Raw genomic sequence first — 24,715 nt, forward strand, 5'->3', positions numbered from 1 at the left:
ACCCATGCCCCCCGGAACGCCCAGCCGGAAAAGAGAGACAGCGCCACCGATAATGCCAGCATCGGTGGCACGTGACTTTAAGGCAGTTTTGGCCAGACGCCAGGCCCAATCGGCAGACCCAGCAGATACCACACCAGAAGCAGCGCTATCCAGCTGATAAAGAACACCAGCGGATAGGGGAAGATCAGCACGTAATAGGTCCCGAGCTGCGCATCTTTCTGGTAGCGCTGCAAAAAGGCCAGGAACAGCGGCAGAAACGGCGACATCGGTGCCAGCGGCAGCACGGCGGAGTCGGCGATACGGAAAATCATCTGGGCAAAGGCGGGATGGAAGCCGAGCAGCATAAACATCGGCACGAAGACCGGGGCGAGAATTGACCAGATTGCTGAGCCGCTGGCGATAAACATGCAAAGAAACGCCGACAGGAACATCAGGCCGAGAAATGCAGGCGCGCCGCTGACGCCAGCGCTTTCCAGCACATCGGTCAGCCCGATTGCCATGAATTTACCCATGTTGCTCCAGTTAAAGAACGCCACAAACTGCGACAGCGGAAACACCATCACGATAAAGCCCGCCATGCCCTTCATCGGATCGACCAGCAGCTGTGGGATATCATCCGGACGGCGGATCTGCCGGGTGACCACGCCGTAAGCAATGGCGACCACAAAGAAGAACAGGATGATGATCGGCACGATGCCCTGAATAAAGGGCGAAGGAATAATGGCGCCGGTAGCGGGGTTGCGCAGCGGCGCATGTTCCGGCACCACCAGCAGCGCAATCAGGGCGATAAACAGCAGCGCTGCTATCCCGGCAGCGCGCAGGCCGCGGTTCTCCAGCGGCGTCAGTGTCGCCAGCTTCTCACTATTGCCCTGCCACTCTGGCAGACGCGGCTCGACAAATTTGTCGGTCAGCAGCGCACCCACAATCGTCAGTACAATCACCGAGGTGGCCATAAAGAACCAGTTATCGATGACGCTGACGTGCACTGTGTCGCTGACCGCTTTAGCTGCCTCGGTGCTGATACCCGAGAGCAGTACATCGGTGGTGACAATCAGCAGATTGGCGGTAAAGCCAGAGGCCACCCCGGCAATCGCGGCCAGCAGGCCCGCGACCGGATGACGCCCCACCGCCAGGAAGATCAGCGCACCCAGCGGCGGCATGACGACCAGCGCAGCATCCGAGGAGATATGACTGAAGAAGGCGATAAACAGCACCATATAGCTGGCGTAACGACGACTGACGTGCGACGCCATTTTTACCATCAGCGACTGTAACAGACCGACCTTTTCCGCCAGTCCGGCACCAATCACCAGCGCCAGAATCGATCCCAGCGGGGTAAAGCTACTGAAGTTCTTAATGATATTGGGCAGGATCCACTGAATGCCTGCGACGCTCAGCAGGTTGTTAACCCGGACAATTTCGCCGTTGCTGGGGTTTTTTACCGTCAGGCCCAGCGCGCTGATAATCGCGGTTGCCACCATCAGCACTACGATCAGATAGACAAACAGTAAAAATGGGTTGGGCACTTTATTGCCCATACGCTCGATCCAGCTGAAAAGCCGGCCAGGGCTGCGGTTCCCGGATGTTGCTTCCATGGTATTGATTCTCGTCTTGTGTTCCCCTTATCGGTGGAGGCCCGGTCTGACGCCGGTCGTGATGTACAACAGGCGGTGAGTTCAGAGTCGGCTCCGCTGAATCAGGGAAGTGTTTGCAATATTTTTATAGTGGTCCGCGTCAGAGACACGGCCGTTGGCTCATTCGGCCAGTTTTGTGGGTATGATCCCCGCCGGAATGGGACAGATATAAGGCTGCGCGGCGCGTACCCGTTCAAACTCGGCCCTGCAGCCAGCCAGTGCCTGCGGATCCGTTAACAGCGTTAAAACGGTGGCCGCCATCACTTTACTCGCCAGAAACATCCCCTTATGCCCGATACTGGTGCGGCCCTGCGCCACCAGTTGCCAGGTGTGCAGCGGCGTGCCGAAGGTAAAGCAGGGCGCAAAGCACTGTGCGGTCGGCGTTACCCAACTGACATCACCGACATCGGTGGAGCCATAAAGCAACTCACGCGTGACCGAATAGGGCGCAACCTCATCCATAAATAGCCTGTCACCCAGCTGTTCAGCCCAGGCATACCCGGCTTCGCCACCGGTACGGGCGACATTGAGCCGGGCATTGCGCAGATCGTCATCGGTCAGGGTGGCACGCAGTTCAGCCGCAAACGCGCGCTCTTCGTCGCTGTAGTCGGGCAAACCAAACTGATGCAAATAGCGCTCCATGACCGCTTCCAGCGCACGATTAGGCACGTAGTCAGAACAGGCTTTGTCAAAACGCACGCTCAGCGTGGTGTCGGTCATCAGCGCTGCGCCCCTGGCGATATTGATCACCCGCTCATAGATCGCCTGTGCCTGGGGCAGTTCCGGGGCGCGGATCAGATAGAGCACCTCCGCATCGGCCTGCACCACATTCGGTGATACGCCGCCGCTGTTGGTGATGGCGTAATGCAGACGCGCCTCCTGCACGATATGCTCGCGCAGAAAGTTAGCGCCGGTGTTCATCAGCGTGACGGCATCCAGTGCGCTGCGGCCCAGATGGGGTGAGTTGGCGGCGTGCGCGGCGACGCCTTTGAAGCTGAAGGCCGCCTGAATGTTGGCAAGCGTGCGCAGATTAAACATCCCGCTGAAACCTTCAGGATGCCAGGTCACGGCGGCATCGACGTCGTCAAACAACCCTTCGCGTACCATAAAGGTTTTGCCCGATCCGCCTTCTTCGCCTGGACAGCCATAAAAGCGAACCGTGCCGCCCGTGTGATGTTGCTCCATCCAGGCTTTCACAGCGCAGGCCGCCGCAACACCTGCCGTGCCAAGCAGGTTGTGGCCGCAGCCATGCCCGTTGCCGTTGGCTTCCAGAGGTAGTGGCCGGGCGCAGCCCGCCTGCTGGCTCAGACCGGCCAGCGCATCGAACTCGCCCAGGATGGCAATCACCGGTTTGCCACTGCCCGCGCTGGCAATAAAGGCGGTGTCGATGCCCCCCACGCCGCGCTCCACTGCGAAACCCTCTTCCTGCAGCGCATCGGCCAGCAAAGCCGATGAGCGGGTCTCGGCGAAGCGGGTTTCAGGCGTGTCCCAGATGGCGTCGCTGAGCGCGCTGAAGCGGAGCTGATGGCGATCGATATAATCGGCAATAAACGCTTCCATCATCGTGATCCCCCAAACTGCGCCTGATTCAGCGCCAGCGTCGCCAGCAGCGTGATGGCGTCCGGCATTACCCGCTCATCAAAATCGAATTTTGCATTGTGGTGACCCGCCGCCAGCGCACAGCCGAAAATAACGTAAGAGGCCTGACCGCCGTGCTCTTTTACCCGCTCCATCATATAAGTGGCATCTTCTGATCCTGCCGCCTGCGCTTTACGATCGACCACCGAGTCGAAAAGGCCGAGTGCATCTGCCTGCTGGTGGATGAAATCGACCCACGGCTGCGTCGGCGTACAGCTGCGTGCGGCACCCATCAGAGAAACCTGCTGCTCAACGCCATACATCGCCGCTGCACCAGCAATCACCCGCAGCGCCTGCTGATAAATATCGTCGTTAACCTGATTGGTCACGCCACGGGTTTCGACTTTCAGCAGGGCGCAGTCAGCCACCACGTTGCGGCCGGTTCCCGCCTGCAGCACGCCCACATTGACCCGCGCCACGCCACCGCTGTGCTGGGTTAAACCATGCAGCGCCAGCGTCGCCTGTGCAGCGGCCAGCAGGGCATTGCGACCCTCTTCAGGGCGACCACCCGCATGGGCACCGACGCCGGTAAAGTGAACATCCAGCTTGGTGGTGGCCAGGAAGCTGTCGCTGCCGCACACGACTTCGCCTGCTGGCACGCCGGTGCCGATATGAATCGCAGTGAAACGCTCTACGTCATCCACGACGCCCGCCGCGACCATCGCTTTGGCTCCGCGCACACCCTCTTCGGCGGGCTGGAAGATCAGTTTAATCGTGCCGCTGAGCTGATCTTTCATCGCCATCAGCACCGAGGCGAGGCCCAGCCCAATGGTGGTGTGGCCGTCATGCCCGCAGGCGTGCATCATGCCGGCGTTACAGGAGGCAAACCCTTCGCGCTGTGGCAGATGGTCGTCGGCCTGGCTTTCGTTGAGATCCAGGGCATCCATATCGACGCGAAAGCCCATCACCGGGCCGGGACGACCGGTCTCAAGCGTCGCCACGATGCCGCAGAACCCGTCGGAGAAGTGGTTGATCCACTGCGGCAGCGCGCCCTGCAGGAGCGCGCGCGCCTCCTGCTGCTTCAGCACGGCGTCGTCAGGCAGGCCCATCCGCGCATCGGCATCGATCACCTCACGACCCAGCTTCAGTTGATAACCGAGCTTATGCAGTTCTTCTGCGACTAACGTCGCGGTACGGAACTCCAGCCAGCCCGACTCGGCGTAGTGATGGAAGTCGCGACGCCACTGTTGCAGCTGGGGCAGCAGGGCGCTGACGTGATCTGAAAGGGGTTTCATTGGCTCTTTCCTCGTTGTTGGTTTTTTATGCACTGCGTCGAATCTACACAATGGTGTCGGGCGGCATAAGATGCGAATATCTTGTGACTGATAAACAACGGTTATCGCAAAACTATGTCTGCCAATCTCAAACTTCATCAGCTGCGTGCCTTCACTGACGTGGCGCGACAGGGCAGTATCCGGGCGGCAAGCCGTCTTTCCGGGCTGTCGCAACCGGCGTTAACCAAAGCGATTCAGGAACTGGAGCGAGAGCTGGGCGCAAAGCTGTTTATTCGCCGTCAGCAGGGCGTGGTATTGACCGATATCGGTGATAACTTTTTTCGCCATGCCAGCCTGGTGCTGGCTGAGCTGCGGGTCGCTGAAGAGGATATCCAGCAGCGGCTGGGGCTGGGTGGCGGTCAGGTGAATATCGGAGTGGGCGGCAGCGTGGCGCGCACCATCATGCCGCAGGTGATAAACCAGTTTCATCGCGAATACCCGCTGGTTAAGGTACGCATCGTTGAAGGTCAGCTGGTGTCGATGGTGCATGAACTGCGTCAGGGTGCGCTTGATTTCACCATCAACACCTACGATCAGAGCCATCTCGATCAGGAGCTGATGTATGAAAGGGTAATGGAGCGCGAGTACAGAGTGGTGGTGCGTAAAGGCCACCCGCTGCAAAAGGCCCGTTCTCTGGCGGCGTTACAGCAGGCGGACTGGACGATGCCAACGCCAAAAGGGAGTTACTACCGCCTGCTGCACGATTTGTTTGGCGAGCGCGGCATGGCACCCAAAATCGTGGTGACCTGTGAAACCTTTATGGCCTGCACCAGCCTGGTGGCGCAAAGCGATTTCATCAGTATTCTGTCGGTCGACGTGATTGATGATCCCATTCTGGGGCGGTCGCTCGTGGCGCTGACGCTCGACGAGCCCTTACCGAAAGCCATCTTCTATCTGATCCAGCGCAAAGATACCGCGCTGACGCCGATGAGCAATTATATGGCGCAACTCTTTCGGCGTTATTGCCAGTAAAATCAGTGAGTAAAGTCGATCGTCTACACTGTAGAGGTACTGTAAAAATCCACCCGACAAATAGAGGTTACGATGCAAGTCAGTCCTTATCTGTTTCTCTATGGCCGTTGTGAAGAGGCTATCGACTTTTACCTGCAGGCAACCGGGGGAGAGCTGCTCTCTAAAATGAAGTTCGGTGATATGCCGGATCAGGGTGAGCAGGTCGGCGATCAGTCTGCAGCACCGCAGCCGCCAGAAAAGATCATGCATGCGCAACTGCGCATTGGCGACGGTGAGCTGATGCTCAGCGACGGCAACACCGAGCAGCCGCCTGCGTCTGAACATGCCGGTTACGCGGTCAGTCTTTCCACCACTGATGTCGAAAAGGGTAAAGCCTGGTTTGAGAAATTGTCGGCAGGCGGGAAGGTGACAACGGAGTGGCAGGAAACGTTCTGGTCGAATGGATTCGGGATGTTTATCGATAAGTTTAACATTCCATGGCGCATCAACGTTGAGAAGCCGCAGGAATAAACGACGTTCAGAGGCAGGGCTTAGCTGCTAAACCTGCCTCTCAAAAGCTGGCCAGGAGGAGTTAACACCCCAGGCCAGTTCTCCTGTACAGCGGGCGGTTTTTCAGCCGCCCGTTATCATTATCAGAAGTTATAACCTGCCACCAGGTAGTAACCCCAGCCAGTCGATTTCACTTCAAACGGCCCTTTGCCGAAGTTCAGCTCCTGACCATCCGCCCACTGTCCGCCGTTGTGGAAGTAACGCGCCACCGCAGAGAAGTGCCAGTGATCGTAACCCAGTGACAGAATGTGGCTGGATGCAATGGAGTTGCTGGTGCGTGATGAACCGCCTTTCTCGTTGAGATCGGAACCCCAGTCGAAGTTAGTGAAGCCTACATAGCCCAGATTACCGCCCCACAGCGTGGTGATTGGCACGAAGTATTTCACCTTGAAGCGATAGCCATCCCAGCTGTTTTCGTTCGCCGCGCCGTAGTTTTCCCACTGATATTTGGCGTAGACGTTCAGCGACAGGCCGACGTCGCTGTGCGTATCGATATCGGTGCCCAGACCCATATACCAGGTATTCTGGCGGTTGTCGCTGTTGCGGCCCATATCGTAGATATAGTTATTAGCGAAATACCACTCTTTGAACGGACCAAAGGCCAGGCTGGTACCGGTCAGTTTGTCGATAGAGAAGCGCGGCTCAATCTCCATAAACATCGGTGAGCCGTGGTCGAAGACGCCGTTAGCATTGCTGTTGCCGACGCCGAAAAAGTTAGGCACGTCCAGATAGCCGTAGAAATCGAACCACTCTTTCTTCGCAAACGCTTCATATTCCAGATAAACGTCGTTGTTAAACTGTGGCCCGAAACGTGTGTGGTAGCTGCCTACCACATTAACGCTCTGATGCCACCAGTCGGAGACATACTGTGGATCGTTTTCAGCGGCCTGCGCAGCACCACTCAATGAACATGCCAGCACGGCACCTGCTATCAACGTTTTATATTTCATTATCATCAGCCACATGCTTTTGACCGCCGCACAGCAGACGCAGTCAGAGAGAAGTCGGTCCCTGAAGGGGAATGAGGTATTCAGAAAAAACAGCCAGTTCTTCAGCCCGCGTAGCGTGCCTGTAACAGATCGATAGAAAATAGATTTTGCTCACGTTTGTCAAAAAGTGTTGCATTACAATTCCGCTAAATTGTGATGCACTTCACAATAAAGACCAGGATCGAACGGAGCCAGGCAACCGTTTACGTTGTCCGGTTCGTGATCAAACGCGCGGGATCAGGGAAGGGTGACCCGAACCTGCAAACCACAAACAGCCCCCTGTGGCGTCAGGCAATTGGAAAGGGCGACGTGGATGTGATGTTTCTGTGCAACATTACGCACAATGGAGAGTCCCAGCCCGCTGCCCTGGGCTTTGACGTCAGGCGAACGGGTAAAACGGTCGAACGCGCGTTCAATAAAGGATTCCGGCATGCCCGGTCCATTATCGACAATATCGACCACCGTTTTGCCCTTGACCCGATGCAGCAGCACATCCACCAGGCTGCCTTCCGGCGTGTGCAACATAGCGTTACCAATCAGGTTGTCAAACAGGCTGCGCAATTCGGAACGGCTGGCCTGCAGACGGTACTGCGTGGCGCCATTAAAGCCGATATCGATGCCGCGCTTATCCGCCACCACCATCAACTGCTCAATGCTCTCTTTGAGCAGATCTTCCAGTTCAATATGCTCTACGCTGGATACCACGCTCTGGTCATCCTGGCGTGAGACATTGAGTAACTGCGTGACCAGGTGACGGGTACGCGTGACACCCGCTTCCAGCTGGCTGAACTGACGGCTCGCTTCACCCGGCTGAATATGCTGACGCAGGTTTTCCAGCTGCAACGTCACTGCTGTTACCGGCGTACGCAGTTCATGGGCGGCATCTTCCAGGAACTGGCGCTGCGACGACCAGGCGTCACGCAGCTTACTCAGCAGTGAGTTGTAAGCGGCGACCAGTGGCAGGATCTCATCCGGTAAGCCCTCCGGTGAGACATTGTGTGGATGATGGGTTTCCTGCGCCGCAATCTGACGTGAAGCGACCTGCAGATCGCGCGTGATCTTGCGCACCACCAGCCAGATCACCAGCAGCGACAGCGGCATCATCAGGATCATCGGAATGATTGCCGACAGCGCCCGCTTGACCATCGAGGCTTTCATGTAGCTGAGGTTGTGCATGACCTGGATGGTTTTAATCTCGCTGCCAGGCATGCCGGGCCGGGTAAAAATACGCCATTCACAGTCGTCGCATTGACCCACATGCACATCGTGATACCCGCGCTGATTTTGCAGCGGGGCCTGTAACTCCGGCCATGAGCTGGCCCGCAGCTGGCCCTGATCGTCCCAGAGCTGAACCACAAAGGCGCTCTTTGCTTTGTCCGGCGCGATAAGCATCGGCATCAGGGCGGGCATCTGTTTATTGGTGGACCAGGCATCAGCGATTTTCGCCAGCTGATCGTCCTTCATTGTGCCGACCATATCGCCGTAGCAGCTGAAGAAATACCAGGTGACGCCACCGATCATCAGCAGGTGAATAACCAGCAGAGTAGAGAGAAGTTTGTTGCGCAGTGAGCGCATAAAGCGGAAAGGTTTCATATGGCCGGAACCCGCCAGCCCAGCCCGCGCACGTTGCGAATGACATCGTTGTCGAGCTTGCGACGCATGCCATGGATCAGCACATCGACCGCATTGCTGCTGACTTCATCGCCCCAGCCGTAGATACGGTTTTCCAGCTGCTCACGCGACAGAATAGCGCCCGGCCGCTCCAGCAGCGCGTAGAGCAGGGCATATTCCCGCGCCGTCAGCTGCTCGCGCTGGCCTTTGTAGAGCACCTCGCGGGTCATCATATCAAGCTGCACATCGCCGCTGCCCAGCACCGAGTCTGCTGCGCCGTGGCTGCGTCGCGTAATGGCACGCATCCGGGCCATCACTTCCTGGAGATCGAACGGTTTAAGCAGGTAGTCGTCCGCACCGCTGTCAAGTCCCTGTATCCGCTGCGCCACTGTGTCGCGTGCAGTAAGAATCAGCACCGGCGTCGCGTCGCCGCGGCCGCGCGCCCGGCGCAGAACCTGCAGACCGTCATCGCGCGGTAAGCCGAGATCGAGCAGCACGCAGCTGTAGCCGCCTTCGCCCCAGGCATTCTGGGCATAAACGCCATCGCGCACCCAATCTACTGACCAGCCCGCGCCCTGCAGTGCCTGTTGCAGGTTCGCGCCGATCATTTCATCATCTTCAACCAGTAACACGCGCATGGCTGATCTCCTTCGTAAAGATAAGAGAGAGTTTACTCACCAATTGTTAGGCCAGAATTATTCGCCTTCATACTTCGCACTGTCGCGGCGTTGGCTGCTTTTGCTCACCCCAGTCACTGACCAATGTCAGCTCCTGGGGATTTGCGCATTTGCCGCCTTGCTACAGCACGAATTATTTTGGCGGACAATCGTCATAGCTTGTTCTGAAATGGCTCTTATCGCCCCATTCCCGCCGTTGCTAATTCTGCGCTAATTTTCTGCTAATTAAGGGATAAATTTTAGCGGGTAGAGTGGCTCCACTGCACATCAGCATTAACAGGAGGAACCATGAATCAGCGCGAGTTTATTCGGAGTTTGCTGGACTGGATTGAGAACAACTTAGGACACGATCTGCATCTGGATGAGGTGGCACGCCGCTCGGGCTATTCGCGCTGGCATCTGCAACGCCTGTTTCGGCAGCACACCGGCTTTTCGCTGGCAGAATATATCCGCCAGCGTCGCTTAACTGAGTCTGCACTCAGTCTGCTAAGCAGCAACGAAGCGATACTGCAGGTGGCGATGAACTACGGTTTCGATACCCAGCAAGCCTATACCCGCACCTTTAAAAACTACTTTATGATGACGCCAGGCCAGTTGCGCCGTCAGCGTCGCGTTGAGCCAGATCGGCTGCTGTTCCCGCTGGCGATGGCCAGCTGATGCCTGATAAGACCTTCCCGTCACAGATGCAGACGGGAAGGTCGGCCCGCGTTCTGCGCCGCTCTCCTCCTGGACTTCGCCTCGCCTTTTTTGCCTATCAGCCACAGTGACCCTGCCCGAACGTGTTAGTTTGTTGCCAGCCCCTTTTATTGCTGGAGTCGGGAAACATGGAAAATGGCGCGAACTTAACCGCCATGCTGGTATTTGCACGGGTTGTGGAGTTACAGAGTTTCAGCGAGGCGGCACGCATACTTGGCCTGTCCAAATCTCACGTCAGCCGGGAAATTGCCCGTCTGGAGCTGCGGCTCGGTATCCGGCTTCTGCAGCGCACCACCCGGCGGCTGACACTGACTGAGCTGGGCCAGGCCTATTACCCCTACTGTGTGCGGATGCTGGCTGAAGTGCAGCGCGCCGAGGCGTTTGTGCAGCAGGTGCATCAGCAGCCCGCCGGTCATGTCAGGCTGCAGGCGCCCGTCACTTTTGGCTGCCAGTGTGTGGTTCCCGTTCTCAATCGTTTCCTGCGCCATCATCTGCATATCAACGTCGATCTCGATCTGACCGATCGCAATCACGATCGGCTGGACGATCAGGTCGATCTGGCGATTGTGATCCGATCCCGATCGCCGCAACAGGGCAATTTCCGGGTACTGAGCGATATCGCCTGGGGGCTCTATGCCGCGCCGGCTTACCTGGCGCAGCGACCCGCCATCACCCATCCTGAAATGCTGCCGCGCCATGACCTGCTGCTGTTTCACGGTCCGGCGCACACCGCCGCGTTGCCCTTCCGCCGTGATAAACAGCGGCTGGCACTGGACGTGCGCAGCCGCTTTCGCGCCAATAATAGTATGGCGCTGCTCAATGCCGCACTGGCAGGCAGCGGCATCGCTTATCTTCCGTCCTACATGGCGCAGGAGGCGATGGCACGCGGTGATATCCAGCAACTGCTGCCGGCGTGGCAGATGGATCGTCTGCAAAGCTATCTGCTGCTGCACAACACGCCTGAACCGGCGTCGCCGGTGACACTGCTGTGCGATGCCCTGATTACGGCGCTGAATCCGGGTTGATTGTTGCCTGATGACAACAATCAGCGCCACAGAGTAACTATTCCGCCATGACTGTTGTTACTCCGCTACGCCGGTTAGCCTGTATCCCTGATCATTCAACGGATATCATCATGCAACACTCACCCGAAACGGCAGAGTTTCAGTACTGGAGACGTAACTTAGCGGTCTGCGTCGTCGGCTCTTTTACTACCATCGTAGCGATGACGCTGCTGCTGCCGTTTCTGCCGCTCTATGTGCAGCAACTGGGTGTTGAGCAGCCCGCAGCCATCGCCCGCTGGTCCGGAATAGCCTATGGCGCGACCTTTTTCAGCGCCGCGCTGACTGCGCCGCTGTGGGGCAGGCTGGCTGATCGCTATGGTCGTAAGCTGATGCTGATCCGGGCCAGCCTGGGGATGGCGATTGCGATGTCGCTGATTGGCATGGCGACCGCGCCATGGCAGTTGGTGGCGCTGCGGCTGCTGGCCGGGCTGCTGGGTGGCTACGCATCGGGATCGACCATTCTGGTGGCAGCGCAGACGCCAAAAGCGCAGACCGGCTGGGCGCTGGGCGTATTGTCCTCTGGCATTATGGCGGGCAACGTGGTCGGGCCGCTGCTGGGTGGAGTGTTACCGCCGCTGATCGGCATCCGTCAGACGTTCTGGCTGACCGGCGCGGTAATCTTTCTCGCCTTCCTCGCCACTACCTTTTTACTCAAAGAGCAGCCACGTGCTGCTGCGACGTCTCGCACAAGCCAGCCACTGCAGCCTGAGTCCGGGCCAGTGAATCACACCCTGGTGCGGCTGATGTGGCTCTCCGGCATGTTGCTGATCTTCGCCAGCATGTCGATTGAACCCATTATCACGCTCTACGTGGACGAGTTCGTGCAGGGCGGCCATCAAATCACGATGATCGCCGGACTGGTGATGTCTGCGGCGGCGCTGGGTACGGTGCTGGCGGCACCCCGGCTGGGTCGTCTGGCCGATCGGGTAGGGCACTGGCGGGTTCTGACCGGCGGACTACTGGTCAGTGGACTGCTGCTGATTCCGCAGGCGTTTATTACCGCGGCCTGGCAACTGGTTCTGCTGCGTTTTCTGATGGGAATGGCGCTAGGCGGATTGATGCCGTGCATTACAGCGATTATCCGCCATAACGTGCCGGGTTCACAGGTCGGGCGGATGCTGGGATATTCAACCTCGGCGCAGTATATCGGTCAGGTCAGCGGCCCGCTGTTTGGTGGGCTGGTGGGTGGGACATTCGGGATGCGGCCAGTGTTTCTGGCGACCTGCGTGGTGATGCTGTTTTGCGCGTGGCTCAACTGGCGCGGGATGCGTAAATAACGCGATCAAAAAAGGCGGACCGAAGCCCGCCTTAGTTTATTCACAGCGTCGTGAATTATTTCTGGTCTGGCAGAGCGTAGGCAATCACATAATCGCCCAGCTTAGTACCAAACGAACCGTGCCCACCTGCTGCGATGACAACGTACTGCTTGCCATCTACTTCATAGGTCATTGGGGTCGCCTGGCCGCCTGCTGGCAGACGGGCCTGCCATAATAGCTCACCGGTATCGGTGCTGAACGCACGCAGGTAGTTATCGGCGGTCGCGCCAATGAAGAAGACCTTACCCGCGGTGGTGATAGGACCACCCAGCATCGGCATACCCATTTTGAACGGCAGCGGAACCGGTGCGCTATCGCGAACGGTACCGATACGCTGTTTCCACACCACGTCATTGGTCTTCAGATCTACCGCGGAGATGTAACCCCAGGCAGGCTGTTTACATGGCAGACCAAACGGTGACAGGAACGGATTCAGCTCGACGCCATACGGCACGCCATACTGTGGCTGAATACCGGTTTCCGTACCTGAACCACCCTCTGCGCCTTTCGGCGGCTCAATCGGGTTGCCCGGGCCACGTGGAACCAGCTTCGAGACAAATGGCAGCGCCATCGGGTTAGCAATCGCAATCTGACGATGTGGATCGACAGCAATACCGCCCCATTCGAACATACCGAGGTTACCCGGGAACACCAGCGTACCCTGCTCAGAAGGCGGGGTGAACGGACCGTCATAGCGCAGGCGCTTGAAGATCACGCGGCACACCAGCTGGTCAAACATCGTTGCGCCCCACATATCCTTGTCCGTCAGGTTCTGCTTCGGACGGAAGGTCAGCTCAGAGTAGGGCTGAGTGGCAGCAACGTGGTCGCCCCTGGCAGCACCCTGTGGCACTGGCGTTTCTGGCGCAGGCACTACGGGCTTACCGGTGCGGCGATCCAGGACAAAGATGTTGCCGGTTTTCGCTGGCGCGTAGACCACCGGTACGGTGTTGCCATCTTTGTCGGTGATGTCAGCCAGCGTTGGCTGCGACGGCAGATCCATATCCCACAGGTCGTGATGCACGGTTTGATAAGACCAGACCAGCTTACCGGTGGTGGCGTTCAGGGCCAGCACGCTGCTCGCATAACGCTCCTGCTCTGGTGTGCGGTTACCGCCCCAGATATCCGGTGTAGTCACGCCCATTGGCAGATAAACGGTATCCAGTTTCGGATCGTACACTGCCGGAGCCCATGAATTCGGTGAGTTCATGGTGAAGGTGTGTTCATCAGCCGGAATGGCATTCGGGTCTTTCGCGCCTGGGTCAAACACCCACAGCAGTTTGCCGGTATTCACATCAAAACCACGAATAACGCCTGACGGCTCGCGGGTTGAGAAGTTATCGGTAACCGCACCCGCCATAACGATGGTGGTGTTGGTGATGATCGGTGGCGAGGTCGGCTCATACATACCCGCCGTCGTGACAGGCTGTTTGTGCTGCAGATCCAGCTCGCCGTTGACGCCAAATGACGGGCAGCGTTCGCCGGTCTCTGCGTCCAGGGCAAACAGGCGACCATCGTTGACAGGCAGATAGATACGACGTGAGCAAAGCGCAGGCTGCGTGTTTGCCGCATCGGCGGCTGCCGGCACTTCGTGATAAGAAACACCACGACAGGTCACATGCTGGAAGGTTGGGTTAACCTTCATGCCCGGATCAAACTTCCACTTCTGCTTACCGGTGGCCGCATCCAGTGCAAACAGAATCTGGTGTGGCGAACAGAGATAAAGCGTGTCACGGATTTTAATCGGGGTAACTTCGTCGGTGATTTCACCCGGATCGTCAGGCCCTTTCATGTCGCCCGTCTGGAACTGCCAGGCAACCTGCAACTCTTTCACGTTCTGGTGATTGATCTGCTTCAGCGGCGAGAACCGGGTGCCCTGCTGATCGCGCGCATAAGCGGGCCAGTCAGCATCCGGGATGTTGCTCAGCGGCGCAGCCTGCGGGGCGTTGTCAGCGGTTTCTGGCACTGAACCGTTTATCACCTGCGGGTCGTTAAACACCGCATAGGCCAGAACGATAGCACTGGCAATCAGCGCCACAGCCATCGTACCCAGCGCGGCTTTACTGCCCGCGTTAACACTGCGATAAACAAACGGCAGGATCAGCCAGACACCAAAGATCACCAGCACATCGGTGCGCGGTGCCAGTGCCCAGAAGTCCGTACCCACTTCCCATACACCCCAGATCAGGGTGGCGATCAGCAGCAGCGCATAGAGAACCAGCGCGGTGCTTTTACGACGGGAAAGCAGATAAGCGGTGATAAGCATCACCACACCGCCGAAAACGTAATACCAGGAACCACCAATGGCGGCTAACCAGCCACCGCCAATCAGCATAAACGCGCCCGTCAGCACTGCGAACAGCACTGTCAGAAAACGAATTACGCCAAATGATGAGGAGTTTTTCCCCATAATATCGACCTCGTTTCGTTACCATAAAACACACGAAAACAACCAGATAGGTTGCTTCCAGTTATCAAGTACAAATGATTAAGGGTGTTCTTGAGTGCCTCTTCCGCTAAGACAGACGATCCCTTTGTGTTAAATGTTATAGCAAAATCAGATCGAGATTTGATTTTTTTAGCTTAAAGCGCTTAACAAATGCAGTAATGCGACATTTTATGAGGGATTAAAGGACGTTAAGCGCACCGCCGTGTGCCCTTAACGCCGGAAGGCAGGATTTGTGAATCAGCAGCTAATAAGATCGCCGTCCGAGCGTTGCTGTTGCCAGCCACTGATATTTATCTCAGCAAACTGCTCAGCCGTTAAAGTCGGCGTATGACTTCGCACGATGACCTCTGCCCCTTTTTCACGAAATGTCGCCATAAAAAAGGGAAAGGTAAATTTTTCATAATTGTCATTAAAGAACGCTTCGTTTAAAACAATTCCTGAAAAAGGAAAGGATTCCAGTCGTCGCCAGTCTGCTCCCGGCGGCGCAAAATCATAAAGCCAGAAATCAAATTTCTCAGTTAATTCAAGCAGTGGCGCATAGTGTGCCGCTAGACTGGAATAATTGATTCCAATCCGGATACGTGCATTCTGTAAATGTGAATAAGCGTCCGGTACAGCAATCATTCCCCGTAATCGCATATCATCGATCGGAATAATCATTAATGCTGCTTCAGTAGCAATTTGATTGTGCAATGAAATAATGTTGTTTGTATTAAGTGTATTTCTGCTTTCCTGGTTTTGCTGAAGATAAGGCACGCTATAACAAATGCCAGAGACATTACGCTTAACGTGATGGATAGGTTCAGTAACATAGGGGTTATATAAACTGTTTTTCATTATCTCTATGAAATGCAATAAAAAGGATTTTTTGATAATTAATCATATAAAAAGTCGCATTTTTTTAAACGCGTGAATAAATATAGATCATCTGCTTAATCCAAATCATCCTTTTGTTGCCTGAGAAAGTAAATAAACCCATTAGCAAAGAGATGATAATTCCTTTGGCGTCTGATGATGTGCTGGAATATATTCAATAGTCGGGACCAATAGGCTGGTAATAGTCAGGAGAGGTCGGACGTGCCTGTGCCGGACAGGTATGCGTTTTGTTGGGCAGAGAGCCAGGCCTGGAGCCGCAGCCATTCAGGTCTCATCCGGTCTGTTAATTTAACATTATCAATTACCACACCAATAACACCGCGCAACGATGCGGGCTTCCTCACCTGATTTGGGATAAGACATGGGATTTATGGCATCAACAGCGGAAGAGTCGCTGTGGCGACATCGGACATTTGTCGCATTCTGGCTGGCGCGTACCTGCTCATCATTTGGTTTTCAGATGTTCTCGGTAGCGATCAGCTGGCAGATTTATGCGCTGACCAACAGCGCAATGGCGTTAGGGATGATTGGCCTGATGCAGTTTCTGCCATCGGTATTGCTGGCGCTACCTGCAGGTCATCTTGCAGATCAATATGACCGGCGGCGCATTGTGCTGCTGGGGCAGCTGGTGGAATTTGCTGCACTGGTGGCATTAGTGGTGCTTACCTTATTCCATACCGCCGATAAGACCGCGCTGTGGGGGCTGGTGTTTATGATTGCGGTGGCGAAGGCGCTGGAGTGGCCTGCGATGTCTTCAATGTTGCCGTCGCTGGTGCCGTCCTCGATTCTGGCACGCGCGATGGCGATGAACTCGGTAGGGGGCCAGGCGGCGGTAATTGTCGGGCCGACGATGGGCGGCTTGCTGTATGTTGCCGGGCCGCATGTTGTGTATGGCGTTTCCGGGCTGTTTTATCTGATTTCGCTGACGCTGGTGAGTCTGCTGCGTTATGAGCGTCCGGTGCAGACACGTCTGCCGATGAATATGAAGAATCTGTTTGCCGGGATTCACTTCATTCGTGAGCGCAAAGATGTCCTTGGCGTGATTTCGCTCGATCTGTTTGCGGTACTGCTCGGTGGCGCAACGGCGCTGCTGCCGATTTTTGCTAAAGATATTCTGCATACCGGACCGTGGGGGTTAGGGATGCTGCGCGGTGCGCCCTCGGTAGGCGCATTGCTGGTGGGCATCTGGCTGAGCCGTCACAAGCTGGACAAGCATGTCGGGATGATTATGTTTGGCTCAGTAGCGGGCTTTGGCGTGGCCACGCTGGTGTTCGCGCTGTCCACGCAGTTGTGGCTGTCGCTGATTGCTCTCTGTGCGCTGGGCGGCTTTGATATGGTGAGTATGGTGATCCGGGGTGCGCTGGTGCAGCTGGATACGCCGGATGCCATGCGCGGACGGGTGAATGCGGTTAACGCAATTTTTATCAACACGTCGAATCAGCTGGGCGAGTTTGAGTCGGGATTGCTGGCAGCCTGGATGGGAGCGGCACCCGCGGCAGCGATTGGCGGCATCGGCACGCTGATTGTAGTGGCATTGTGGATGAAGCTGTTTCCGCATCTGCGGCGGCGTCAGAAGCTGGAGAATGAGGGCGATCCGGTTTAGGGCTGGTTAGAGGTATGCTCCCATCGCTTTGAGTGCGTAAGTTGCCTCGAGCTGGAGAAAAGGTAAATGACGCTGATTGGCAGTCCGGGAGGTTATTATGATGGCGCTCACCATCAATAATGTCACTGGCCCGAAGGCCAGTACAGAAAGTTACCAGTCATACTGCCATTCAAAACCCGGAGTCAGAGGGGGAGTCTGACCCGCAGGCTGGGACCATCAGGCCCCGGTTTTTCCCAGGTTGGCGTCAAATGTTAGCCAGCTTTCACGCATGTCCACTACGCTGCGGGTTTTGCGCGCCTCATCGATTTTTATGGCGGTGAGGCCCGCTTCCAGCGCGTCCACAACTGAAACTTTCAGCGGTGTTCCCTGTTTAATATGTTTAACGATCTCTTCTGCCATCAGCGCATCTGCACCGTAGTGGCCATCATACGCATTGCCGCTATAAGCGGTATCGACCTCTTTCTCACCGCTGCGCGCGTTGTGCACGCGGAAGTAATTTCGTACGAAGTCGCCTTCCGCCATGCCGTCCGTGCCCATCACACAGAAACGGCGGAACTCATCCGGGACGTTGAGGTTGGCATGGAAAGCAAGTGTCGCGCCGCCTTCGTACTCAATCAGGGCAGTCTGGTAGTCGACAATGTCGGCGTCGCTATCGAATACCGCATCGGTGCCCGACCAGCCGCTGGGTTTTACATGATAAATCTCTGACTCAGCGGTGATGGCCCCCTGCGGCGCATGAGCAGGCGTAAAGGATTTGCGGCCACCAAAGCTGGCGACGCGGATTGGACGCTCCTGCAACAGGCCCTGATAGAGGTCGATGTCGTGGCAGCACTTCTCCAGAATGTAAGGGCCGGCATACTTCTCCAGACGCCGCCAGTCGCGCTGGAAGAATGCGCCGTGGTAAGGTTTGATATGTTCCGTCGCCTCAATCGAGGTGATCTCACCCAGCTGACCGGCATCGCGTGCCGCCAGCAGATCGTGATAGAGCGGGGAGTAGCGCAGCACCAGGCCGACCAGAATGCGTGCCTCGCCATACTGGCGCACCAGTTTCGCCATCTCCATGGTCTGTTCTTCATTGATCACTACCGGCTTTTCGGTAAATACGGTGTAGCCCGCCGCCAGCGCCTGACCTGCATGCTCCAGATGCAGGAAGTTGGGAGAGCCAACCAGCACCACATCCATGCCGCCGTGTTCCAGCAGCGCGTCGATGGATGAAAAGGCCTGGCCGGGCGCGATACCAAAGCTGTGCAGATTAGGCAGTCCGGCCGGAGCCGGATCGTAATAACCCACCACTGAGAAGGTGTCGTCGGCGTTGCTGAACTCTTTGATCACGTGGGACAGACGAAAGCCGAGACCGATAATGCCTACTTTCATGTTAAACCCCTGCTCCTGAAATCGGATAATGCATAGCCCGCCTGTGACCGGGCAGGGCTGTTGATAATCTGACCACCAACTTATTACGATGGAAAAACTAATGTCAATAACGTGTTGCAGGTTTTGTGTGGAATATTTTTTTATCGTCATGTAAAATAAGCAAAAATTGTCGATATGTTTTTACCATATTTATTTGTTATTGCGATTTAAGTTTTTTTACCCTATCGTTCGCTCATTATGGCTATAACCCAAAATCGGGAAGGAAGCGCGTGCAACCACACTATCTTCTTGGCATTGATGGCGGCGGTACACAGTGTCGCGCGCGGTTAACCGACCTGCAGGGCCGCGTGCTGGCGGAAGCCACCGGCGGACCTGCCAACGTCTGGTCAGACTATGACGCGGCGCTGACCTGCGTAGGACAGCTGATTGACCGGGTATTGTCACTCGCGGGATTAGCGCCGGAGGCGCGGGCGCAGACTGCGCTGGTGGCCGGATTAGCGGGTGCCAATGTCGCTTCAGTGCAGGTGCGGCTCGCCAGCTGGCAGCCTGCCTGCGCGGCGTTACAGGTGGTCAGTGATGTGGAGATCGCCTGTGCGGGCGCGCATGCTGGCGCGCCTGGCGCCGTCTTTATCATCGGCACCGGCAGTCAGGGCGCGGCCTGGGATGGCGAACGCTTTACGCTGCTTGGCGGCTGGGGCTTTGCCCTGTCCGATCAGGGATCGGGCGCGGAACTGGGCCGCCGTGCGCTGCGTCTGGCGCTGCTGGCCCATGAGGCGATTATCCCGCCGACCGCCTTTTCCCGGCAGCTGATGGCACAGTTCGGTGACAGTCCGGAAACGATGCTGCTCTGGACGCGTTCAGCGACGCCTGCTGACTGGGCGCGCGTGGTGCCACAAATTTTCGCAGCCGCCGACGCGGGTGATTGTCACGCACAGGATCTGCTGCATCAGACCGCCGCCGATATCGGCCTGATGGTGCGCCGTCTGATTGCGCTGAGTAGCGGAAGGGTGGCGCTGATGGGTGGCCTGGCGACGCCAATACAGCGCTGGCTGGACAAAGATATTCAGGCCCGGCTGGTGACGCCACAGGGCGATGCCCTGAGCGGGGCGCTGATACTGGCGCAGCAGCTGACCTCTGTCCGATTACCGATCTGAAACTGGCTGAGCCTTCTCAGCCAGATAACCCGAGGAATTTATGACCGCTCCCAACGTAACCGCGCGCATTCTGCGGTTGATTGTTGAAAATGCGCCGATCAGCCAGTCAGACCTGAAAGTCCGCAGCGGACTAAGCATGTCGACCGTGTCGCAGGCCACTAATCGGCTGCTGGCACAGGAGATTGTGCAGGAGCTGGGGCTGCGTCGTGTATCGATGGGACGGCCTAAAACCCTGCTGGGACTCAATCCCGATCGCGCCAGCGTGATTGGCATTCAGCTCAATGCGGAACGTAACCTGATCGTCATGACCGATCTCAGCGGTAATCTGCTGGGCGAACAGCAGATGCCAAAAGGCACGCTGACACCACGTCAGCTTGGCGATGCGCTGGCGAAGTTCCTGCGCGGCGTGGAGGAGAAGCGGGTCGGGGCGATTGGCCTGGCGCTGTCGGGCCTGGTCGATGCTGAAAATGGCTACTGTATCCGCTCCAAAGTGCTCGACTGGGACAATGTCCCGATTGCACGCCTGCTGGAAGAACGTTTCTCGCTGCCGGTGTTTATCGAGAACGACGCCAACGCCATGGCGATGGCGGCGCTGGTGTTTGGTCAGCTCGGTAATGCCCAGTCAGCGGTGATCGCCACCTACGGCAAAGGGATCGGGGCGGGTATCATCCTGAATCGTCAGCTCTACCGCGGTCGTCATGGCAAGGCAGGGGAGATTGGCAACGGGCTGGTGGGCGACGGCTCGCTGCGTCTGCTGGAGGATGTCGCCTCATCGCGCGCTATTCTGCAGCAGCTGGCGGAGCAGGAACCGGTGGAGAGCCTCACGCTGCAGGCGCTGGATCAGCGGCCCACGCCTGAGGTGCTGGCGGTGCTGGAAGAGGCAGGGCGCGAGCTGGGGATTTCGCTGGCGAATCTGTCGGTGGCCTACGACCCGGATGTGGTTTATCTGGCAATGGAGCCGCACATGGCCTCACGCATTCTGCTCGATCACATCACCCAGAGCTTCCAGGCTTACCGGCTCAAACTGACGCCGCACATGACGCCGCTGCAGTTTCTGACGGAATCGAACCGGATGTGGGCGCTGGGCGCAGCGGGTTTTGCCGTCAACCGGCTGCTGGATCTGCTTGCGGCGCAGGCCGACGAAGAGCCGGTCACCTGAGTTAACACTCAAATAAAAACGGGCGCTGCGGCGCCCGTTTTTATTTACGCACGTCCCTTAGCGCAGGCGCAGCCCCTGCTCATCAAACAGCAGGCAGTGTGCGGCAGAAAAGCCCAGTTCAACCTGCGTGCCCAGATCGCGCGTGGTCGCCTCACGCTCTTCCACCACCAGCATCTGCTCGCGCCCGGTATCCAGGTAGAGATAGTTGGTGTGACCCAGCATCTCGCCATAGGCCAGCTCGCCGTGAAAGCGCTGTGCCTCCGGCGTCAGCGCGGCAGGCTGGAAATGCTCAGGGCGAATGCCCAGCGTCACGGTCTGGCCCTCGCGGCAGTCGGCGGCAATCTTCAGCACCAGCCCCTCAATCTTCAGTTCCGGCACCCGCAATTGCACTTCACCTTCGCCGGTGGCGCTGATCTCCGCCCGCAGGAAATTCATCTTTGGCGAGCCGATAAAGCCAGCGACAAACAGATTATCCGGGTCGTGATAGAGCGTCAGCGGCGCGCCGACCTGCTCAATGCGGCCCTGACGCAGCACCACAATGCGGTCAGCCAGTGTCATCGCCTCCAGCTGATCGTGGGTCACATAAATCATCGTGTTACCGAGAGAGGCGTGCAGCCGGGCGATCTCAATCCGCATCTGCAGACGCAGTTCGGCATCGAGGTTAGAGAGTGGTTCATCGAACAGGAAGATACGCGGATGACGGATAATCGCCCGGCCAATCGCCACGCGCTGCCGTTGTCCGCCCGAGAGCGCGCGCGGCAGGCGATCGAGCAGTTCGGTGAGATGCAGACGGGCTGCCGTCTGAGTGATCGCCTCGTTGATCTCCGCTTTGGGCTTTTTCATCACCTCCAGCGGATAGGCCAGATTACCGCGCACCGTCATGTTGGGGTAGAGCGCATAAGACTGAAACACCATCGCGATGCCGCGCTCGGTCGCGGGCTGCTGCGTCATGTCCTGCTCCTCAATCAGCAACTGTCCGCTGCTGATTTCCTCCAGCCCCGCAATCATCCGCAATAGCGTCGATTTGCCGCAGCCGGATGGCCCGACAAACACCACAAATTCGCCGCTGTTAATCGTCAAATCGATGCCATGAATGACATTCACGTGTTCATACGACTTCTTCACATTCTGCAAGCGCAGGCTGGTCATCGGCTACCTCACTCAGAGTAACTGGCCCATGTAGATGGCATTGCTGCGCAGGATGGGGGTAAATCCCATGCGCGCATAGAAGGCACAGACCTGCTCGTTCTGCAGGCTTACGCCAAGATGGACACCGCTGACACCCGCCGCCCGCAGCGCCGCCAGCTCATGCTCAATCATCCGGCGACCCCAGCCGCCTTTCTGTGCTGCCGGCAGCAGGTTGATATGCAGATGCGCAGGCCACTGTGTCACCAGGGTGTCAGCGGCCTGATCGGGATGGCGGATTGCGTCGAGCACTTTGCTGTCGAGCGGGGCGCTGGCGCTGCGGTCGCGATATTTTTCCTGCAGCTGCGGCCACCATCCGGCCTGAAGCTGGGCTTCGAACGCGCGGGTATCGGGCGCCGCAACGACATAACCCTGCACCTCACCGTCCCGCTCCAGCACAAAAGCAAAGTCAGGCGCAAAGCGTGCATAGGGCACGGCAAAACGCTGGCCGGGATAGTCGGGATCAGAGTAGAGCGCGCGGGCATCGCCGCCTGCATCGGCTGTTTCCAGGCAGATGCGGTAGAGCGCCGGGTAGTCCGCCGGCGTGGCCGGACGAATGACACCTTGATTCGCCATGGTGAATTCTCGTGAGTGAGGGAACCGGTCAGGGATTGAACAGATCCGCAGTTGAAAGTTACGTTAATGAAAGTGGACTTAGTTTTCAAGATAGAATAATTACCTTATCGCACTAATGCAGGCGGTTCAGCAACCTTTACCGACGTCAGGATGCACAACTGTGATCGCCAACACGCCCGGAGCGCGGCGGCTGGCCGACGTTTTAAGACCGTCCGGAAGGGAAAAGTGTGAGCGTGATAGGATTTTCATATGTTTTATCAGGACGTTATTTTGCGATTATCGTACAGGTATCTCCTGCTATTGAAAAAGTGACTGGCGACGTGTCGCCACGGTTAATCGTGTGAAAGGCAGCGCAGTGTGCTGGATTTCACGCCATGTCGCTGTTTATTTGCGCGTGCTCACAACGTTGCAATTCCTGATGCAGGCTGTTTGACTTTATTTTTTTATTAAAGTAAGTATGAATGAGAGCGTTTGTGTGTGGCTGCAGCCTGCAGGATGTCAGGCGGTGAGATGAAAGGATGCCGATCCTGGTCTGAAGAAGGTGAGCATAATGTCTGTTTCCTCCGTTCGTTCGTTCCGAATTCGCAATGTGGGTCGGCTGCTGGCAGCGGGCCTGCTGGCGGGCAGCGTTTCTCATGCCGCTCACGCCGCCATTACGCTGAATGAGTGGGATATCTACAACTACCCGGAGCAGACTGCTGCGGTGGATGAAGGGATTAAAGAATTCTCACAGCAGAATCCCGGCATCGTGCTTAACCGTTCGGTTCACTCCTTTGAAGATACCCGCATTCCGCTTAAGCTGGCACTGACTGCCGGTGATGGCCCGCAGATCGCCCAGGTCAATCAGGGCGGCGGCGATATGGGTTCGCTGGTTAAGGATAAGCTGCTGCTGCCACTCGACGGCTATGCCGCCAGCTACGGCTGGACGACGCGCTTCCCGGACTCGATTCTGAAACGTAACCGCTGGTCAGACAGCAGCGAGTTCGGCAGCGGCAAGCTTTACGGCGTCGCCAGTCTGGGCGAAATGGTCGGCCTCTATTACAACAAAGCGCTGCTGGATAAAGCGGGCATCGCGGTGCCAAAAACGCTGGCCGAGCTGGACAGTGCCATGGCGAAGCTGAAACAGCAGGGCACCGCACCGATGATGCTGGGCCTGCTCGATGGCAATATGGGCCAGCAGCTGCTCAGCACCCTGTGGCAGGCGCAGATTGAGAGCCACGACCGCAAGACGCTGGATAATCTGATTTACGATGTGGGTGGCACCTTCAAAGACAGCAAGCTGGTCAATGCCGCCACCATGATGAAGAGCTGGACCGACAAAGGGTATTTCTTCCCGGGTTTCCAGGGGATTGGTCACGACGATGCGGCGACACTGTTCCAGAACGGCCAGGCGGCGTTCCTGGTCAGCGGCACCTGGTATCTTGGCCAGTTTAAAGACAACAAGGATATTCACTTTGCTGCGATGCCTGCCGGTGAAGGCGTGAAGCAGCCGCTGATGGTGGGCGGAACCGATCTGGCATTCTCGATTACCAGCACCGCCAAAGGCAAAGATCAGCAGGATGGCGCGGCGAAGTTCATCAACTATATGGTCTCGGATGCCATGGCGAACCGCTGGCTGAAAGTGGGCTTTCTGCCGGCCAGCACCAATAAAGCGGCCAAAATGCCAGCGGATAATCCGCTGCTGGCGGAGGCGTATCAGGTCTGGCTGACGCTCAACGACTATGACGGTCTAGGCCACTATGTAGACTGGGCCACGCCGACCATGAATGCCGAGCTGAATCAGAACGTCCAGCTGCTGCTGGCGGGTCGTCAGACCGCCGATCAGATGGTGGTGAATTTTGATAACAACTATCAGCGCTACCTGAAAACCCTGAAGCATTAAGCCGGAGGCCCGGCGTACAGCCGGGCCTGAGCATCGTTCT

The 24,715-nt window shown here is 57.2% G+C and carries 20 protein-coding genes; 9 read left to right on the forward strand and 11 right to left on the reverse strand.

The window, feature by feature from the left end:
- Positions 1-77 precede the first annotated feature (77 nt).
- The 3 genes from abgT to QSK07_RS05255 all read right to left on the reverse strand — a co-directional run bounded on the left by abgT (position 78) and on the right by QSK07_RS05255 (position 4,507).
- Positions 78-1,595 (reverse strand): p-aminobenzoyl-glutamate transporter, encoded by a 1,518-nt coding sequence (gene abgT / locus QSK07_RS05245; RefSeq protein ID WP_285721035.1) that lies wholly within the window; start codon positions 1,593-1,595, stop codon positions 78-80.
- Positions 1,596-1,754: 159 nt separating this feature from the next.
- A complete protein-coding gene (locus QSK07_RS05250) occupies positions 1,755-3,197 on the reverse strand; it encodes a M20 family metallopeptidase (RefSeq protein ID WP_098051752.1) in 1,443 nt (480 codons plus the stop codon).
- On the reverse strand, positions 3,194-4,507 hold the full coding sequence (locus QSK07_RS05255) for an amidohydrolase (protein WP_285721036.1): 1,314 nt from the start codon (positions 4,505-4,507) through the stop codon (positions 3,194-3,196). The genes QSK07_RS05250 and QSK07_RS05255 overlap by 4 nt, the downstream gene beginning before the upstream one ends.
- A 114-nt stretch (positions 4,508-4,621) precedes the next feature.
- On the opposite strand from QSK07_RS05255, the gene QSK07_RS05260 reads away from it, so the two are divergent.
- Entirely contained in the window at positions 4,622-5,518 is an 897-nt protein-coding gene (locus QSK07_RS05260) for a LysR family transcriptional regulator (protein ID WP_285721037.1), read from the forward strand.
- A gap of 72 nt (positions 5,519-5,590) precedes the next feature.
- The gene (gene yjdN / locus QSK07_RS05265) at positions 5,591-6,028 is read left to right on the forward strand and encodes a VOC family metalloprotein YjdN (protein WP_098051749.1); all 438 of its coding nucleotides are present in this window, start codon (positions 5,591-5,593) and stop codon (positions 6,026-6,028) included.
- Positions 6,029-6,150: 122 nt separating this feature from the next.
- On the opposite strand, the gene QSK07_RS05270 is transcribed toward yjdN, so the two are convergent.
- The 3 genes from QSK07_RS05270 to QSK07_RS05280 form a co-directional block, all read right to left on the reverse strand.
- Entirely contained in the window at positions 6,151-7,017 is an 867-nt protein-coding gene (locus QSK07_RS05270) for a nucleoside-specific channel-forming protein Tsx (RefSeq protein WP_098053097.1), read from the reverse strand.
- A gap of 276 nt (positions 7,018-7,293) precedes the next feature.
- Positions 7,294-8,649 carry a sensor histidine kinase gene (locus QSK07_RS05275; RefSeq protein ID WP_285721038.1) on the reverse strand — a complete coding sequence of 452 codons (1,356 nt, stop codon included), beginning with the start codon at positions 8,647-8,649 and terminating at the stop codon, positions 7,294-7,296.
- Positions 8,646-9,305 (reverse strand): response regulator, encoded by a 660-nt coding sequence (locus QSK07_RS05280; RefSeq protein WP_098051747.1) that lies wholly within the window; start codon positions 9,303-9,305, stop codon positions 8,646-8,648. Before QSK07_RS05280 ends, QSK07_RS05275 begins: the two co-directional genes overlap by 4 nt.
- A gap of 327 nt (positions 9,306-9,632) precedes the next feature.
- On the opposite strand from QSK07_RS05280, the gene QSK07_RS05285 reads away from it, so the two are divergent.
- The 3 genes from QSK07_RS05285 (at position 9,633) to QSK07_RS05295 (ending at position 12,381) form a co-directional block, all read left to right on the forward strand.
- Positions 9,633-10,001 carry a helix-turn-helix domain-containing protein gene (locus tag QSK07_RS05285; RefSeq protein WP_013359828.1) on the forward strand — a complete coding sequence of 123 codons (369 nt, stop codon included), beginning with the start codon at positions 9,633-9,635 and terminating at the stop codon, positions 9,999-10,001.
- A 167-nt stretch (positions 10,002-10,168) separates the two neighbouring features.
- Entirely contained in the window at positions 10,169-11,065 is an 897-nt protein-coding gene (locus tag QSK07_RS05290; RefSeq protein ID WP_285721039.1) for a LysR family transcriptional regulator, read from the forward strand.
- A 110-nt stretch (positions 11,066-11,175) separates the two neighbouring features.
- Complete coding sequence (locus tag QSK07_RS05295; RefSeq protein ID WP_285721040.1) at positions 11,176-12,381, forward strand: MFS transporter; 1,206 nt, start codon at positions 11,176-11,178, stop codon at positions 12,379-12,381.
- A gap of 55 nt (positions 12,382-12,436) precedes the next feature.
- On the opposite strand, the gene QSK07_RS05300 is transcribed toward QSK07_RS05295, so the two are convergent.
- Both QSK07_RS05300 and QSK07_RS05305 read right to left on the reverse strand, forming a co-directional pair.
- The gene (locus QSK07_RS05300; RefSeq protein ID WP_275220262.1) at positions 12,437-14,827 is read right to left on the reverse strand and encodes a glucose/quinate/shikimate family membrane-bound PQQ-dependent dehydrogenase; all 2,391 of its coding nucleotides are present in this window, start codon (positions 14,825-14,827) and stop codon (positions 12,437-12,439) included.
- 276 nt (positions 14,828-15,103) lie between these two features.
- Positions 15,104-15,703, reverse strand: a complete 600-nt coding sequence (locus QSK07_RS05305; RefSeq protein WP_098051742.1) for a hypothetical protein — start codon at positions 15,701-15,703, stop codon at positions 15,104-15,106.
- Between the two features lie 400 nt (positions 15,704-16,103).
- Here QSK07_RS05305 and QSK07_RS05310 point away from each other — a divergent pair, with 400 nt between their 5' ends.
- Entirely contained in the window at positions 16,104-17,345 is a 1,242-nt protein-coding gene (locus QSK07_RS05310; RefSeq protein ID WP_285721041.1) for an MFS transporter, read from the forward strand.
- 216 nt (positions 17,346-17,561) lie between these two features.
- Here the strand turns inward: QSK07_RS05310 and QSK07_RS05315 are convergent, their stop codons facing one another.
- Positions 17,562-18,719, reverse strand: coding sequence for a Gfo/Idh/MocA family protein (locus tag QSK07_RS05315; RefSeq protein WP_275220264.1), 1,158 nt, complete (start codon positions 18,717-18,719; stop codon positions 17,562-17,564).
- Between the two features lie 269 nt (positions 18,720-18,988).
- On the opposite strand from QSK07_RS05315, the gene QSK07_RS05320 reads away from it, so the two are divergent.
- Both QSK07_RS05320 and QSK07_RS05325 read left to right on the forward strand, forming a co-directional pair.
- Entirely contained in the window at positions 18,989-19,873 is an 885-nt protein-coding gene (locus tag QSK07_RS05320; protein ID WP_285721042.1) for a glucosamine kinase nucleotide-binding domain-containing protein, read from the forward strand.
- A gap of 40 nt (positions 19,874-19,913) precedes the next feature.
- Entirely contained in the window at positions 19,914-21,032 is a 1,119-nt protein-coding gene (locus QSK07_RS05325; protein WP_285721043.1) for an ROK family transcriptional regulator, read from the forward strand.
- 57 nt (positions 21,033-21,089) lie between these two features.
- On the opposite strand, the gene QSK07_RS05330 is transcribed toward QSK07_RS05325, so the two are convergent.
- Both QSK07_RS05330 and QSK07_RS05335 read right to left on the reverse strand, forming a co-directional pair.
- Positions 21,090-22,181: an ABC transporter ATP-binding protein gene (locus QSK07_RS05330; protein WP_285721044.1), complete on the reverse strand. Its 1,092-nt coding sequence runs from the start codon at positions 22,179-22,181 to the stop codon at positions 21,090-21,092.
- 12 nt (positions 22,182-22,193) lie between these two features.
- Positions 22,194-22,793, reverse strand: a complete 600-nt coding sequence (locus QSK07_RS05335; RefSeq protein ID WP_033734965.1) for a GNAT family N-acetyltransferase — start codon at positions 22,791-22,793, stop codon at positions 22,194-22,196.
- 550 nt (positions 22,794-23,343) lie between these two features.
- Here QSK07_RS05335 and QSK07_RS05340 point away from each other — a divergent pair.
- Positions 23,344-24,675, forward strand: coding sequence for an extracellular solute-binding protein (locus QSK07_RS05340; RefSeq protein WP_285721045.1), 1,332 nt, complete (start codon positions 23,344-23,346; stop codon positions 24,673-24,675).
- The last annotated feature ends 40 nt before the right edge of the window (positions 24,676-24,715 follow it).

This window comes from Pantoea sp. QMID4, assembly GCF_030270445.1.
Taxonomy (GTDB): Bacteria; Pseudomonadota; Gammaproteobacteria; order Enterobacterales; family Enterobacteriaceae; genus Pantoea; species Pantoea vagans.

What these genes read in the sequence shown, in the direction of transcription:
- abgT (WP_285721035.1), bottom strand. Translation starts at nt 1,595, where the DNA reads ATGGAAGCAACATCCGGGAACCGCAGCCCTGGCCGGCTTTTCAGCTGG.
- QSK07_RS05250 (WP_098051752.1), bottom strand. Translation starts at nt 3,197, where the DNA reads ATGATGGAAGCGTTTATTGCCGATTATATCGATCGCCATCAGCTCCGC.
- QSK07_RS05255 (WP_285721036.1), bottom strand. Translation starts at nt 4,507, where the DNA reads ATGAAACCCCTTTCAGATCACGTCAGCGCCCTGCTGCCCCAGCTGCAA.
- QSK07_RS05260 (WP_285721037.1), top strand. Translation starts at nt 4,622, where the DNA reads ATGTCTGCCAATCTCAAACTTCATCAGCTGCGTGCCTTCACTGACGTG.
- yjdN (WP_098051749.1), top strand. Translation starts at nt 5,591, where the DNA reads ATGCAAGTCAGTCCTTATCTGTTTCTCTATGGCCGTTGTGAAGAGGCT.
- QSK07_RS05270 (WP_098053097.1), bottom strand. Translation starts at nt 7,017, where the DNA reads ATGAAATATAAAACGTTGATAGCAGGTGCCGTGCTGGCATGTTCATTG.
- QSK07_RS05275 (WP_285721038.1), bottom strand. Translation starts at nt 8,649, where the DNA reads ATGAAACCTTTCCGCTTTATGCGCTCACTGCGCAACAAACTTCTCTCT.
- QSK07_RS05280 (WP_098051747.1), bottom strand. Translation starts at nt 9,305, where the DNA reads ATGCGCGTGTTACTGGTTGAAGATGATGAAATGATCGGCGCGAACCTG.
- QSK07_RS05285 (WP_013359828.1), top strand. Translation starts at nt 9,633, where the DNA reads ATGAATCAGCGCGAGTTTATTCGGAGTTTGCTGGACTGGATTGAGAAC.
- QSK07_RS05290 (WP_285721039.1), top strand. Translation starts at nt 10,169, where the DNA reads ATGGAAAATGGCGCGAACTTAACCGCCATGCTGGTATTTGCACGGGTT.
- QSK07_RS05295 (WP_285721040.1), top strand. Translation starts at nt 11,176, where the DNA reads ATGCAACACTCACCCGAAACGGCAGAGTTTCAGTACTGGAGACGTAAC.
- QSK07_RS05300 (WP_275220262.1), bottom strand. Translation starts at nt 14,827, where the DNA reads ATGGGGAAAAACTCCTCATCATTTGGCGTAATTCGTTTTCTGACAGTG.
- QSK07_RS05305 (WP_098051742.1), bottom strand. Translation starts at nt 15,703, where the DNA reads ATGAAAAACAGTTTATATAACCCCTATGTTACTGAACCTATCCATCAC.
- QSK07_RS05310 (WP_285721041.1), top strand. Translation starts at nt 16,104, where the DNA reads ATGGGATTTATGGCATCAACAGCGGAAGAGTCGCTGTGGCGACATCGG.
- QSK07_RS05315 (WP_275220264.1), bottom strand. Translation starts at nt 18,719, where the DNA reads ATGAAAGTAGGCATTATCGGTCTCGGCTTTCGTCTGTCCCACGTGATC.
- QSK07_RS05325 (WP_285721043.1), top strand. Translation starts at nt 19,914, where the DNA reads ATGACCGCTCCCAACGTAACCGCGCGCATTCTGCGGTTGATTGTTGAA.
- QSK07_RS05330 (WP_285721044.1), bottom strand. Translation starts at nt 22,181, where the DNA reads ATGACCAGCCTGCGCTTGCAGAATGTGAAGAAGTCGTATGAACACGTG.
- QSK07_RS05335 (WP_033734965.1), bottom strand. Translation starts at nt 22,793, where the DNA reads ATGGCGAATCAAGGTGTCATTCGTCCGGCCACGCCGGCGGACTACCCG.
- QSK07_RS05340 (WP_285721045.1), top strand. Translation starts at nt 23,344, where the DNA reads ATGTCTGTTTCCTCCGTTCGTTCGTTCCGAATTCGCAATGTGGGTCGG.